Raw genomic sequence first — 12,936 nt, 5'->3', positions numbered from 1 at the left:
TGCTCGGTCGGGTCGACGTAGGCCTGCATTCTATCGAGGAGCGACCGTGGTGCGACGAGAGAACCAGCTCGCCACGTCTGTCCTTGTCGTCGGGACGGGAGGGTCCGGCCTGCGCGCGGCGATCGAGGTCGCCGAGGCCGGTGTGGCGGTGCTGGCGCTGGGCAAGCGACCCGTCGCCGATGCGCACACCTCGTTGGCGGCCGGTGGCTTGGATGAGCCCGGTAGCGGGCCCGGATGGCTGCGGCGTGGTCCTCCTCGGGTTTTCTAGCGAGGGCGTAGTAGTGGGCGCGGTCGACGATGTAGTTGCACGTCTCGTGCTGGTATCGGCCGGGAGCGTCGAGGTACTCACGACCGTCCCTCCCGGTTGGCGCCCCCATGCGTCGCCCCTCCTCGATCATCGGCTCCCTACTTCTAGGAAGGTGCCGACGCCCGCGCTTGCGTGACACGAACACGACCTGGCCCGGTGCTCGAGGACTTCTTCACGAGGGCCTTCCTCGGCTCTCCCCCGCGATCCCAGGACGGACGGTGTCCCGGCAGTCCCCCGGAAGCGGCGACGAGGCACCCCCGGGCTCGACGATCGTCCTGCGCATCGTCTGATCCAGCGCCGATCGGCTCGCGGCCGGGTAGGGCCGGCCCTAGGCTCAGAAGCTGTGAGCTACGTCGAGAGCGTCGTCTTCCGCGCGATCCCGGTCGCGATGATGGCGCTGTGCCTCGGCTTCGGGCTCTACGTGTGGAACGCCGGCGATGTGGCCGACAACTTCGTCGCGGGACACGTGGTGACGTTCCTGGCCGCCATCTGCCTGTGCCTGTTCTGCACGGCGGCGACGATCATCAGACAGCTCCTTCAGCGGTTCACCGCGCTCGACCGCGTCCTCTACCCCGTTCTCGGCTACGCGGTAGCGGCCGGAACGGCCTCGTACGGGGTGACGCTGTTCGCCGGAGCATCGGGCACGGCCCAGAGCCAGGAGTACGTGGCGGGGCACGTGGTCTTTGGCCTGGGCCTGATCAGCGGATGCGTCGCGACCGTGGCCACGGCGTCGACCAAGTTCACCCTCATCCCGGAGAACTCGAGCTTCGAGGTGGGTGACCACCACGTACGGCCGGAGGCGTTCGGCCGCCCGACCGCCCCGCTGCTGGTCGCGGTCCCGATCGTCCTCGCCGCGGTGGCGTGGGGGTTCGCCCTCGCGAACCTCTTCGGGTCGACGACCCCGGCTCGCTTCACCGTCGGTCATGTCATGGCCGGGCTTGCGTGCATCTGCACGAGCCTCGTCGGCCTGGTCGTCAGCATCGTCCGCCAGATCGAGAACAAGTACGTCGCCCGCGAGCGGATCCTCTGGCCGTGGCTCGTGGTGGCGATGGGCACCGTGAGCCTGGTCTGGGGCGTCGTGGTGCTCCTGGTGAACGACGAGCCGTACGCCCTGACGCCGGGGTTCGTGATGATCGGCCTCGGCCTCGTCTGCTACAGCATCCTCAGCAAGGTCGGCCTCCTCTCGCTCGTCTGGCGCCGGACGTTCGACCTCGCCAACCGGGTCCCTCTGATCCCGGTGACGACCGCCCTCGCGTGCCTGTTCCTCGCGGCCTTCGTGTTCCAGGCGGCGGTCGACGACACGAACCTCTTCATCGCTGCCCGCGTCCTCGTCGGCCTCGGGGCGGTCGCCTTCTCGCTGTACTCGATCGTCAGCATCCTCGAGAGCGGGACCTCCGGCCAGGCGCCCTAGAATGCGGCCGTGCCCTCCCCTGCCACCCCTCCGCCGACGCATGCCCGCAACCCGTTGGGGGCGCACGTCCCCGTCGGTCCGGGCCTGGCGAAGGGTGCCTGGCGCGCCATGCGCGATCTCGGTGGCGACACGCTGCAGGTCTTCACCGGCAACCCCCGCGGATGGGCCGCGTCCGCGGGCGACCCGGCGCAGGACGCCGCGTTCCGCGCACTCTGCGAGGCCGAGGGCGTGCCTGCGTTCGTCCACGCCCCGTACCTCGTGAACCTCGGCAGCCCGAACCCCGCCACGTACGAGAAGTCTGTGGCGAGCGTGGCCCACAACCTGGCCCGTACGCACGCGATCGGGGCACGCGGGCTCGTGGTCCACACCGGCTCGTGCGTCGACGACGGCGCGTACGACGCCGCGCTCGCGCAGGTCCGCGAAGGTCTGCTCCCGCTGCTCGACGCCCTCCCCGAGGAGGGGCCTCGACTGCTGCTCGAGCCGACCGCGGGGCAGGGGCGCTCGCTGTGCGCGAAGGTCGACGACCTGGAGCCGTACCTCGAGGCGCTCGAACGCCACCCTCGCGTGGGGATCTGCCTCGACACCTGCCACGCCTTCGCCGCCGGCGAACCGCTGGACGAGCCCACGGGAGTCGCCGCGACCCTCGAGTGTCTCGTGGAGGTCGCCGGTCCCGGCCGACTCGCCCTCGTCCACGCCAACGACTCCAAGGACGTCCGCGGCAGCTTCAAGGACCGCCACGAGCGGATCGGCGTCGGGCACCTCGGCAAGGACGCGTTCGCCGCGATGCTCGCGCACCCGGCCACCGTAGGTGTGCCGTTCGTCCTCGAGACCCCAGGCGGCGCCGACGCGTGGCGCGAGGACCTGGCGCTCCTGGCCTCGCTCCGCCCGCAGTGAGCGCCGCCGACAGCGCCATGGAGCTGGCGCCCCGCTCGTACGGGGTCCTCGCCGCAGCCGCGCTGCTCGCCGTCACGGCAGCGTGGGGGTCCACGTTCTTCCTCATCAAGGACCTCGTCGAGGTCGTCCCGCCGGTCGACTTCCTCGCCGTACGGTTCGCGATCGCCGCCGCTGCCCTGTTCCTCCTGCGGCCGAGGACCGTGCTGGCCATCCGCGGGGACGGCCTGCGTCGCGCCGTGGTGCTCGGTCTCGTCTACGGCGGCGCCCGAGGTCATGGACATCTACCTGCGCGCCCGCGACGACGGGTCCACCGACCTCCAGCTCGAACTGCGGAGCGACCACACACCGGCCGTCGTGCTGGTCCACGGCGCCTTCGCCGAGTCGGCGAGCTGGTACCCCGTGATCGAGATGCTCCACGCCCGGGACGTGGAGGTCGTGGCCGCGGCTAATCCGCTGCGAAGCGTGAGCGGCGATGCCGCGTACGTGCGTGACGTCGTGGCCGGCCTCGACCGCCCCGTCCTGCTGGTCGGGCGGAGGCCCGCAGCATCACCCAGCTGAGCGGGGCGTCGCACGCGGTGAGCCTGTCTCGGCCTGCAGCCGTCACCGACACCATCGTCGAGGCACTCGACGAGTGCTCCGTCGCCGGCGTCGCCTGAGCGTGCAAGGACGCCGACGACCGGAGCGCATCTGGTCACCGGCGTCCTTCTGCGTCTCAGGCCGAGACGCTGCGAGCGTCGGCCCAGGCGCGGTAGGTGGTGGCGCCCAGCTCGGCACCGTCGGCCGGGACGAGGCTGTCGTCGGCGACCTCGGTGCCGAAGTAGGTCGCGTGCTCGTCGGCGACGACCTCACGGTCGTCCCCGGTCTGCTGGAGCGCGTCGGAGATGAACTCGCTCATCCGCACCTTCTCCGGGCCGCCGATCTCGCGGACGCCCTCCACGGGTGGTCCGACCGCCGTACGACCGACGGTCGCGGCGACGTCGTCCGCGGCCATCGGCTGGAAGTGCGCCGGTGGGAGGTGGATCACGCCATCGACCGTCGACGCATCCGCGATGGCCGGGACGAACTCGAAGAACTGGGTCGCACGGACGATCGAGTACGGGATGCCCGACTCCTGGATGAGCTTCTCCTGCGCGACCTTGGCACGCAGGTAGCCGCTCGCGGGAAGGCGGTCGTCGCCGACGACGGACAGCGCGACGTAGTGCCCCACCCCCGCCCGCTTCGCAGCCCCGACGAGGTTGGTCGTCGAGGTGACGAAGAAGCTCATGACGTCGTCGTCGGCGAACGACGGCGAGTTGGAGACGTCGACGACCACGTCGGCGCCGACGAGCGCGGCGTCGACGCCTTCGTTGGTGAGTGTGTTGACGCCCGTCTGGAGCGCGGCGGGGACGGCCTCGTGGCCGTGTGCCCGGAGCCTCTCGACGATCTTGGATCCGATCAGGCCGGTTCCACCGATGATGGTGACCTTCATGACTGCACCTCTCTGGCTCGGTTGACGGAGGGCGTTGCCCCTCGACGTAGTGACCTGACAGCAGGCCCGTCTGTGACAACGCCCTCTCGCCCCTCCTGCGGAGGTGCCCGGCGTCACCAGGTGGTGGGCTTCTCCGGCGTGTAGGCCCAGGTATCGAAGAACGCGCTCAGGTCCTGGCCCGAGATCGACTCCGCCAGCGCGACCAGGTCGCTCGTCGTCGCGTTGCCGTAGCGGGAGCCACGCGCCCATGCCTTCAGAAGCCTGGCGAAGTCGTCGTCGCCGATCTTCTGCTTCAGCTCGTGCAGCGTCAGCGCTCCCCGGTCGTAGACGGCTCCGGCGAACAGGTTCAGCGGGCCCGGGTCTGCCATCACCGTCGTCCAGAGACCGGAGGTCGCCGGGGTCGCGTAGACCGCGGCCGCGCGCGCCTCGACCGTACGACCGCCGGTGTGCTCGCCCCACATCCACGCGGCGTAGGTCGCGAACCCCTCGTTGAGCCAGATGTCGGACCAACGGTGGGGCGAGACCGCGTTGCCGTACCACTGGTGGGCGATCTCGTGCGCCACCGTGCCCTCGCTCGCCGAGCGGGAGTAGATCGCGCGCGACTGGGTCTCGAGCGCGTAGCCGACCGAGTCGTCGTCGACGATCGCGCCGGCCGACGCGAAGGGGTAGCGCCCGAAGTGGTCGCTGAAGAACGCGATCATGTCGGCCTGCTTGGCCAGCGACGCCTCGCTGGTGGCGCGGTTGGCCGGCGTCACGTCGCGATCGATCGCGTTGATGATCGGGATGCCGCGAGGGCCGCGGGTGGTCGTGATGTCGAAGTCGCCGATCGTCGCCGTAGTGAGGTAGCTGGCCATCGGGCTCGACTCGAACCACCGGTAGGTCGTGCGCCCGGCACGCGTCTTCGGCTTGCCGATCTGGACGCCGTTGGCGACGGCTGCCTTGCCCTTGGGCACCGTGATGCTGAACGCGTAGATCGCCTTGTCGTTGGGGTCGTCGTTGACCGGGAACCACGTCGGGGCGCCATCGGGCTCGTTGACGACCATCGCACCGTCGGCGGTCGAGACCCACCCGTACAGGGAGCCCTCGGCGTCGACCGGACGCCCGGTCGTCCCGCCGTACGAGATGCGCACGACCGCCCGGACGTGCTTGCGCAACGGTCGCCGCGGCGTCACCGTCAGCTCGCCGTCCTCGTGGGTGAAGCCGGCGCGTCGACCGTTGACGCTGACCGACGAGACGTCGAGCCCGCGCAGATCGAGGTTGAACGACGACAGCGTCGTGGTGGGCCGAAGCGTGAGCTGGGCGGTCGCGTCCAGGGTGCCGCTCGTCGCGTCGACCGGGTCGTAGTCGAGGTCGAGGTGGTAGGTCAGCGCGTCGTATCCCGTCGCGCCCATGGCCGGGAAGTAGGGGTCACCGGCCCAGGACCCGCCAGGGTGCCCGACGACGGGGGGCCGGGCGGCCGGGGCGGCACTCGCCGAGGAGCCGAGGGCGGCACCGGTCAGGCCGAGGACGAGAGCGGTGGCGACGGGGAGGGTGCGGTGCAAAGGACTCATGGGCAGACGCTAGCGCTCCTCAGGGGTCTCTACCCTTGTCTGCTATTTCGTCTTCACAATTGTTCACAATATCGGTAGCGTGCCTGGCACCTCACCCGAGGCATCCGTCGCCCGGCACGACCGCCCGACCCCCGAGGAGACCCCATGCACAGGTCGCCCACCCCCCGCGCTCCGCGCCCGCTCCGGCTCCTCGCCGTGGTGGCGGCGGTGATGCTCGCACTCACCGCCTGCGGCGGTGACGACTCGTCGGCAGGCGAGGACGGCACCACCGCCGTCACCGTGGGTGTGATCCCGATCGTCGACGTCGCACCCATCTATCTCGGTATCGACCAGGGCTTCTTCGAGGACGAGGGCCTCGATCTCACCCTCAAGACGGCGCAGGGCGGAGCCGCGATCGTCCCCGGGGTCGTGAGCGACGAGTTCCAGTTCGGCTTCAGCAACACGATCTCCCTCCTGCTCGCGAACACCCAGGGCCTCCCGCTCGAGGTAGTCAGCGCGGGAGTCTCCTCGACCGGCGAGGCGGGCAAGGACTTCGGCGCCGTCATCGTCTCCAAGGACAGCAACATCCAGACCGCCGCCGACCTCGCCGGCAAGAAGGTCGCCGTCAACACCCTGAAGAACATCAACACCACGACCATCAACGAGGCGGTTCGGCAGGACGGCGGCGACCCCTCGTCGATCGACTACATCGAGCTGCCGTTCCCCGACATCGCGGCGGCGGTCTCCAAGGGGACGGTCGACGCCGGGCAGGTCGTCGAACCCTTCCTCACCATCACCACCCAGCAGGGCGACCGGCAGGTCGTCTCGAACTACGCCGCCACCGACCCCAACCTCGAGGTGGGCATGTACTTCGCGTCGAAGGGGTACGCCGAGAAGAACCCCGAGGTCGTCAAGAAGTTCCGTACCGCGATGGAGAAGTCGCTCGAGTACGCCCAGGCTCACCCGGACGAGGTCCGCACCGTCCTCGGCACCTACACCGAGATCGACCCGGCGATCGGCAAGGCCGTCATGCTCCCCCGCTGGTCCGCGGAGATAGACGAGGACTCCGTCCAGAAGCTCGCGGACCTGGCCGAGCAGGACGAGCTCATCAGCAAGCAGCCCGACCTGGAGGAGATGCTTCCGTGAGCTCTGCAGTCGAGGAGTCGGCGGGCACTCGATCCACTCTCGTCGTCACCGCGCACGCGGGCGACTTCGTGTGGCGGGCGGGAGGTGCGATCGCGCTCGCCGCCTCGCGGGACCAGCAGGTGACGATCGCCTGCCTCACCTTCGGCGAGCGGGGAGAGTCCGCCCGAGCGTGGCGCGAGGGGCGTTCGCTGGAGGAGATCAAGGCGGTACGGCGTGCCGAGGCGGAGGAGGCGGCTTCCGTCCTGGGGGCGACCGTGCGCTTCTTCGACGCGGGCGACTATCCCCTCGTGGCTCGGCCCGAGCTCGTCGACGACCTCGTGGGCCTCTACCGGGAGGTGCAGCCCGACGTCGTTCTCACCCATCCTCTCGAGGACCCCTACAACGTCGACCACCCGGCTGCGGCCCGGATGGCGCTGGACGCCCGCGTGCTCGCACAGGCGGCCGGCTACCCCGCCGCCGGTGAGCCCTTGGGCGCCCCGCCGGTCTTCTTCTTCGAGCCGCACCAGCCAGAGATGTCCGGCTTCCGGCCCGAGGTCCTCCTCGACATCACCGAGGTCTTCGACACCAAGCGTGCCGCGATGGAGTGCCTGGCGGCCCAGCAGCACCTCTGGGACTACTACACCGATCTCGCCACCCGGCGAGGGGTCCAGCTGCGGCGCAACGCCGGTCCCAACCTTGGTCTGGCGAGCACCACGTACGGCGAGGCCTACATGCGGCCCTACCCGCAGGTGACCGGTGAACTGGCATGACGCCGGTCGTCGTCACCTCACCACCACGCCCGGACCCCGCGGCCGTGGCACGGCTGCGCGAGTACGGCGTGGCGACGGTCCACGAGGCGATGGGGCGCACCGGCAGCCTCGGTCCCGACGTGCGACCCATCCAGCAGGGCCTGACCGTCGCCGGCGGCGCGGTGACCGCCGTGTGCTGGCCGGGTGACAATCTCATGATCCACGCCGCGGTCGAGCAGTGCGGTGACGGTGATGTGCTCGTCGTCGCCACGGCTGCGCCGTCGACCCACGGGATGTTCGGCGAGCTGTTCGCCACCGCGCTCGCGCACCGAGGGACCGTCGCCGTGGTGATCGACTCGGGCGTGCGCGACACCGCCGAGCTGCGCGCCATGGGCTTCGGCGCCTGGTCGCGCCACGTCAGTGCCGAAGGCACGGTCAAGGCGACGGCCGGCTCGGTGAACGTCCCGGTGACCATCGCCGACCAGACGATCTGCCCCGGCGACGTGGTGGTCGCCGACGACGACGGTGTCGTGCGGGTCCCGCTCGGCGACGTCGAGGCGACCCTCGAGGCGTGTCAGGCTCGGGTCGAGAAGGAGGCGGCGACCCGCGAGGCGTTCCGCGCCGGCCAGCTCGGTCTCGACCGGTACGGTCTGCGCGACGTGCTGGCACGGCTCGGCGTCGAGTACCGCCCGTACGACACCGTCCGCGACGCCCAGGGCCGGCAGTGACCTCGGACGGCGTCCGGTGCGCGTTGATGCGGGGCGGCACCTCCAAGGGGGCGGTGTTCCTGGCCGACGACCTCCCGCCCAGCGGCGCGGACCGTGACGACCTGTTGCTGCGCGTCATGGGCAGCCCCGACCGTCGTCAGATCGACGGCGTCGGCGGCGCCCACCCACTCACGAGCAAGGTGGCCGTCGTCTCCACCTCGTCCGAGCCCGACGTCGACGTCGACTACCTCTTCCTCCAGGTCGTCGTCGACAAGCCGGTCGTCTCCGACTCCCAGACCTGCGGAAACATGCTCGCCGCGGTCGGACCGTTCGCGGTCGAGCGCGGCCTCGTCGGGGCCTACGGTGGCGTCACCCCCGTCCGGGTCCGGATGCTCAACACCGGCGGACGGGCCACCCTGCACGTGCGGACGCCGGGGGGCACCGTGACGTACGAGGGGGACACCGACCTCGCCGGCGTCCCGGGAACCGCCGCCCCCGTCGACATCGAGCTCGCCCCGCCGTCCGCCCCCCTCCTCCCGACGGGCGCCGTCATCGATCGGCTCGCCGGCCTCGACGTCACGTGCATCGACAACGGGATGCCCACGGTCGTCGTCCGTGCCGGTGACCTGGGCATCACCGGGGGCGAGCCGCCCGACCAGCTCGAGGCCGACGACGCGCTGCGGGAGCGCGTCCATCTCGTCAGGGCCGCCGCGTCGGCGGCGATGGGGCTCTCGACCGATCTCGAGACGTCGACCGTCCCCAAGATCGTCCTCGTCTCCTCACCCGAGGAGGGCGGTTCGCTGCGCACCCGGAGCTTCATCCCGCACCGTGTCCACGAGGCGATCGGCGTGCTCGGCGGCGCCTCCATCGCCGCGGCCGCCGCACTACCCGGCACGGTCGCGTACGACCTCGCGGCCAGGCCCGGGGGGCGTGTCCGCCTCGAGCACCCGACGGGCTTCCTCGACCTCGCTCTCGACGTGGACGAAACTGCCGGCGACACACCCCGCGTCAGCCGGACGTCCGTGGTGCGGACGGCCCGCATGCTGCTCGACGGCACCGTCTTCCCCGGCCCCGCTCGTCTCTGACCCCTGCCCGAAGGAGCCACCATGCCCCCGCCCCTCGGCGACATCGCCCACCTCGGCCACGTTGAGCTGCTCACCCCGGACGTGGACGGGACCGTCTGGTTCTTCACCGAGATCCTGGGCATGACCGAGGCCGGGCGCGAGGAGGGGTCCGTCCTCCTGCGGACCTTTGACGACTACGAGCTCACGAGCGTCGTCGTCACGGCGCACGAGACCGCGGGGATCCGGCGTACCGCACTGCGGGCGTCGAGCGACGAGGCGCTGCGCCGTCGAGTCCGCGCGATCGAGGAGAGCGGGCGCGACGGCCGCTGGACCGACGGACGCGCGGGCACCGGACCGACGTACGTGACGACCGATCCCGACGGCCACGAGATCGCGCTGTACTACGAGACCGCGTGGTACGACGCACCGGACGACCTCCGGCCGGGCCTCAAGAACCAGCCGCAGGCGAAGCCGCGCCAGGGCGTCGGCGTGCGTCGTCTCGACCACGTCAACTTCCTGGCGGCCTCGGTGCTGCCGAACGTCGAGTTCGTCGAGCACACGCTCGGGGGGCGTCCGACCGAGCAGATCGTGCTGGACTCGGGCACCGTCGCAGCACGCTGGTTGACCTTCACCAACAAGTCGTACGACCTCGTCTACACGGAGGACTGGTCCGGGTCGTCGGGGCGTCTCCACCACGTCGCCTTCGCGACCGACACCCGCGAGGACATCCTTCGCGCCGCCGATCTGTGTCTCGACAACGGTGTCTTCATCGAGACGGGCCCGCACAAGCACGCCATCCAGCAGACGTTCTTCCTCTACGTCTACGAGCCGGGCGGCAACCGCATCGAGCTCTGCAACCCGCTCACCCGCCTCGTCCTCGCCCCCGACTGGCCGCTGGTCACGTGGACGGAGGCGGAGCGGGCGAAGGGCCAGGCGTGGGGACTCAAGACCATCGAGAGCTTCCACACCCACGGCACCCCGCCGCTCGCCTAGCCGGAAGCGAAAGGGCAGCGCGGGCCTGCGGTCAGACGGCGGCGGCCGTGGCTTCCGCCGCCTTGCGCATCGCCGCCATGACGCTCTCGAGGTGCCGGCGAACCGCGATGGCGGCCGCGTCGGGGTCGCGGGCACAGACGGCGTCGATGATCTGCAGGTGCTCGTCGAGCGAGACCTGCGGGCGCCCGGGTTGGGTCGCCAGCCGGAACTGGTGGCGTACGAGCTGCCCGCGGAGTCGGTCGAGGACGTCCGCTGCGGTCTTCTGCCCGCTCAGGTCGCGCAGGGCGCGGTGGAGCCGCTGGTTGAGCGCGGAGTAGCCGAACACGTCTCCTGAGGTGACCGCAGCTCGCATCTCGGTGCCGATCTGCTGCAGCATCGCGACGTCGGCGTCGTCGATCCTCTCGGCCGCCTTCGCGGCGCACAGCGCCTCCACGACCATGCGCACCTCGTAGATCTCGGTCGCCTCCTCCAGCGAGACCACCCGGACACGTGCGCCCCGGTTGGCGATCCGCTCGACGAGGCCCTCGGTCGCCAGGCTGAACAGCGCGGCACGCACGGCCGACCGGCTCGCGCGGAACTGCTCGGACAGGTCAGCCTCGACGAGGCGCTGGCCCGGGGCGAACTCCGCGCTCAGGATCGCGGCGCGGATGGCGTCGGTGACCACGCGCGGATCGCTCGTGGGACGCCCCTCGGTCGCGGCCATGCGTGCCCTCCCCGGGAAGCACTCGCGCCGGCTGCTGAGCTGCCGCCGGCATCGACGTCGATCATATCGGTGGTGCCGCCTCACCCAGGGGAAGCGAGGCAGCACCACCGGTCGGTCACCTGGCCAGGTCACCGCGCCGGGTGAGCCACGTGCGGGACGGACGGCAGACGAGCCTCCCGTCCACGGCCCGGCACCAGGTCTGGTAGTCGGACGAGTAGAGCCGCTCACCGACCCAGCGGTAGCCCGGTCCGGGCTGGCGGCGTGGAGTGACCGGCACGAAGTTGCGCGCCTCGTCGGTGCTGCCCGTCCCGTCGTACCGCACCACCGTCGGGTACGGGAAGACGGGACGCGTCCGGGTGGACCCGTCCGCCGTCCGCGAGGCGGCGATCGAGCGGGGAGCACGTCCGCTCTCGACCCACGCCATCACCGGGGTGAGCACGTCGAAGGTGTTGGGCCCGGCCCCGTCGCTGCAGTGCGCGAGCCCGGGGAAGAGGAACAGCCGCGAGAACGACGCCGTACGCCGTGCGCCGAGGGTGTCCTGCACGGCGTCGTAGTAGGCCAGCGTGGACTGCGGAGAGATGTGCTGGTCGTTCCAGCCGTGCCAGAGCAGGAGCTTGCCGCCGCCGCGCCGGAAGGCGGACAGGTCGGGGTCGAGCGCTGACATGTAGCTCGAGGACTGCACGGTTCGCCAGAACGACGGCACGGTGAACTCGATGTCCTCGAGCTCGAAGTCCGGCCGAGGGTCGTTCGGCTCGGCGAGGTAGCGCAGGTAGGACAGGGCGAAGTTCTCGCTCATCGGCGTCTGCCCCTGACTGGCTGGGACGAACAGCGTCCACTCGAGCTCCGAGCCCCACTCGTGGGAGATCTCAGGTTCGAGACGACGACCACGGGAGTCGGTCGCGCCCTCGTGCAACCTGCGAACGACCCGCACCTGCGCCGTCGACAGGCATGTCGCCGTGTCCTGGCCGGGTCGGCACCGAAGGACGGCCGGGTCGAAGTCGCACGCGCGCGGGTCGTCGAGGACGCCGTCGGCGACGCCGTCGCGGCGGTCGCACCGGGCCATCACCGCGGAGTGGACCAGCGGCAGCTTGTCGGCGAGGAGGATGAAGCGTCCGTCCTCGTCCTTGTTGGCGAGGACGTTCCATGCGTGGTGGAAGGTGTTCTGGACGGCCATGTTGTTGGCCGGCGCACCGGCGGCGATCCCGTCGAAGTCGTCGGGATAGCGCTGGGCCTCCATCAACCCCTCACGGCCGCCGTCGGAGCAGCCGGTGAAGTAGGAGTAGGCCGGGCGACGGCCGTAGAAGGCGCGGATGATCGCCTTCGCGGTCTGAGCCGTCACGTGGACGCCGCGGTAGGCGAAGTCGATCTGGGCCTGCGGGTTGCCGGCCGCCCAGGAGCCGTCGTTCTGCCCCTGGTGCCCCATGTCGGTGGTCGCGCTCGCGACCGACCCGTCGGCGAGGACCGGGCAGCCCGCGGCCTGGCCGTAGTTGATGGTGGCGTTGCCGCAGAGACCGCCGCAGCCGGTCTGGACGTAGCGCTGCGTCCAGCCCTCGACCGGGAGCCGGACGACGATCGTGTCGGCCGGGGCGATGGTGCCGCGGACCTCGCAGTACGGCGCCGGGGTGCCGGCGGACACGACTGTCGCTGAGGTGATGTCCACAGGGGCGTCGGTCACCCCGGTCAGGTCGAGCTCGGCCACTTCCGCGCAGCCCATGACGGGAGCCAGGGCCTTGAGCCGGGCGAGGCCGTCGGGGGTGACCCCGGCGTGGGCGGATCTGCCACCGCCCCCGACGGCAGGGGCGGCCGTGGCGACGGCGACAGGGGCAAGCGTTGCGGCAGTGAGCAGGGCCGCCACGGTGACGGCCACACCGCGTGGTCGCTGCGGGCGGAGCCGGGGGATGAAGGACCAGGGCATGTGCGCCTCCTCGTCGAGACCGAGGTGACGAGCGTCGCACAGATCGTCAACAATCCTCAATGCAATCACGT

13 protein-coding genes are annotated in these 12,936 nt (G+C 70.9%); 9 read left to right on the top strand and 4 right to left on the bottom strand.

Annotated elements, in window-relative coordinates; translation table 11 throughout:
* Nucleotides 1-46: 46 nt before the first annotated feature.
* From KV100_RS19970 to KV100_RS00915, 4 genes are all read left to right on the top strand, one after another.
* Nucleotides 47-268 carry an FAD-binding protein gene (locus KV100_RS19970; RefSeq protein ID WP_220341042.1) on the top strand — a complete coding sequence of 74 codons (222 nt, stop codon included), beginning with the start codon at nucleotides 47-49 and terminating at the stop codon, nucleotides 266-268.
* A 382-nt stretch (nucleotides 269-650) separates the two neighbouring features.
* A complete protein-coding gene (locus KV100_RS00925) occupies nucleotides 651-1,718 on the top strand; it encodes a DUF2776 family protein (RefSeq protein ID WP_220341041.1) in 1,068 nt (355 codons plus the stop codon).
* A gap of 9 nt (nucleotides 1,719-1,727) precedes the next feature.
* Nucleotides 1,728-2,612, top strand: a complete 885-nt coding sequence (locus KV100_RS00920; RefSeq protein ID WP_220341040.1) for a deoxyribonuclease IV — start codon at nucleotides 1,728-1,730, stop codon at nucleotides 2,610-2,612.
* Between the two features lie 273 nt (nucleotides 2,613-2,885).
* Nucleotides 2,886-3,170, top strand: coding sequence for a hypothetical protein (locus tag KV100_RS00915; protein ID WP_220341039.1), 285 nt, complete (start codon nucleotides 2,886-2,888; stop codon nucleotides 3,168-3,170).
* 154 nt (nucleotides 3,171-3,324) lie between these two features.
* On the opposite strand, the gene KV100_RS00910 is transcribed toward KV100_RS00915, so the two are convergent.
* On the bottom strand, nucleotides 3,325-4,080 hold the full coding sequence (locus KV100_RS00910) for an SDR family oxidoreductase (RefSeq protein ID WP_220341038.1): 756 nt from the start codon (nucleotides 4,078-4,080) through the stop codon (nucleotides 3,325-3,327).
* 113 nt (nucleotides 4,081-4,193) lie between these two features.
* Nucleotides 4,194-5,630 (bottom strand): M1 family metallopeptidase, encoded by a 1,437-nt coding sequence (locus tag KV100_RS00905; protein WP_220341037.1) that lies wholly within the window; start codon nucleotides 5,628-5,630, stop codon nucleotides 4,194-4,196.
* Between the two features lie 144 nt (nucleotides 5,631-5,774).
* On the opposite strand from KV100_RS00905, the gene KV100_RS00900 reads away from it, so the two are divergent.
* From KV100_RS00900 to KV100_RS00880, 5 genes are read left to right on the top strand one after another with little or no spacing between them, the layout of a single operon-like run.
* On the top strand, nucleotides 5,775-6,755 hold the full coding sequence (locus tag KV100_RS00900; protein ID WP_220341036.1) for an ABC transporter substrate-binding protein: 981 nt from the start codon (nucleotides 5,775-5,777) through the stop codon (nucleotides 6,753-6,755).
* The gene (locus KV100_RS00895) at nucleotides 6,752-7,504 is read left to right on the top strand and encodes a PIG-L deacetylase family protein (protein WP_220341035.1); all 753 of its coding nucleotides are present in this window, start codon (nucleotides 6,752-6,754) and stop codon (nucleotides 7,502-7,504) included. Before KV100_RS00900 ends, KV100_RS00895 begins: the two co-directional genes overlap by 4 nt.
* Complete coding sequence (locus tag KV100_RS00890; protein WP_220341034.1) at nucleotides 7,501-8,211, top strand: 4-carboxy-4-hydroxy-2-oxoadipate aldolase/oxaloacetate decarboxylase; 711 nt, start codon at nucleotides 7,501-7,503, stop codon at nucleotides 8,209-8,211. Before KV100_RS00895 ends, KV100_RS00890 begins: the two co-directional genes overlap by 4 nt.
* Nucleotides 8,208-9,275, top strand: coding sequence for a 4-oxalomesaconate tautomerase (locus KV100_RS00885; RefSeq protein WP_308290345.1), 1,068 nt, complete (start codon nucleotides 8,208-8,210; stop codon nucleotides 9,273-9,275). The genes KV100_RS00890 and KV100_RS00885 overlap by 4 nt, the downstream gene beginning before the upstream one ends.
* A gap of 21 nt (nucleotides 9,276-9,296) precedes the next feature.
* A complete protein-coding gene (locus KV100_RS00880) occupies nucleotides 9,297-10,247 on the top strand; it encodes a VOC family protein (RefSeq protein WP_220341033.1) in 951 nt (316 codons plus the stop codon).
* Between the two features lie 31 nt (nucleotides 10,248-10,278).
* Here the strand turns inward: KV100_RS00880 and KV100_RS00875 are convergent, their stop codons facing one another.
* Both KV100_RS00875 and KV100_RS00870 read right to left on the bottom strand, forming a co-directional pair.
* Complete coding sequence (locus KV100_RS00875) at nucleotides 10,279-10,950, bottom strand: GntR family transcriptional regulator (protein WP_220341032.1); 672 nt, start codon at nucleotides 10,948-10,950, stop codon at nucleotides 10,279-10,281.
* A gap of 115 nt (nucleotides 10,951-11,065) precedes the next feature.
* Complete coding sequence (locus tag KV100_RS00870) at nucleotides 11,066-12,865, bottom strand: tannase/feruloyl esterase family alpha/beta hydrolase (RefSeq protein WP_220341031.1); 1,800 nt, start codon at nucleotides 12,863-12,865, stop codon at nucleotides 11,066-11,068.
* Nucleotides 12,866-12,936 lie beyond the last annotated feature (71 nt).

This window comes from Mumia sp. zg.B21, assembly GCF_019550855.1.
GTDB lineage: Bacteria > Actinomycetota > Actinomycetes > Propionibacteriales > Nocardioidaceae > Mumia.
Note: the sequence above shows the minus strand (reverse complement) of the source record. Positions and strands in the feature narration are given on the sequence as shown.

Bases quoted from the DNA above. Each gene is read 5' to 3' on its own strand.
- KV100_RS00880 (WP_220341033.1), top strand. From the start codon at position 9,297: ATGCCCCCGCCCCTCGGCGACATCGCCCACCTCGGCCACGTTGAGCTG.
- KV100_RS00910 (WP_220341038.1), bottom strand. From the start codon at position 4,080: ATGAAGGTCACCATCATCGGTGGAACCGGCCTGATCGGATCCAAGATC.
- KV100_RS00890 (WP_220341034.1), top strand. From the start codon at position 7,501: ATGACGCCGGTCGTCGTCACCTCACCACCACGCCCGGACCCCGCGGCC.
- KV100_RS00875 (WP_220341032.1), bottom strand. From the start codon at position 10,950: ATGGCCGCGACCGAGGGGCGTCCCACGAGCGATCCGCGCGTGGTCACC.
- KV100_RS00870 (WP_220341031.1), bottom strand. From the start codon at position 12,865: ATGCCCTGGTCCTTCATCCCCCGGCTCCGCCCGCAGCGACCACGCGGT.
- KV100_RS00900 (WP_220341036.1), top strand. From the start codon at position 5,775: ATGCACAGGTCGCCCACCCCCCGCGCTCCGCGCCCGCTCCGGCTCCTC.
- KV100_RS00905 (WP_220341037.1), bottom strand. From the start codon at position 5,630: ATGAGTCCTTTGCACCGCACCCTCCCCGTCGCCACCGCTCTCGTCCTC.
- KV100_RS00915 (WP_220341039.1), top strand. From the start codon at position 2,886: ATGGACATCTACCTGCGCGCCCGCGACGACGGGTCCACCGACCTCCAG.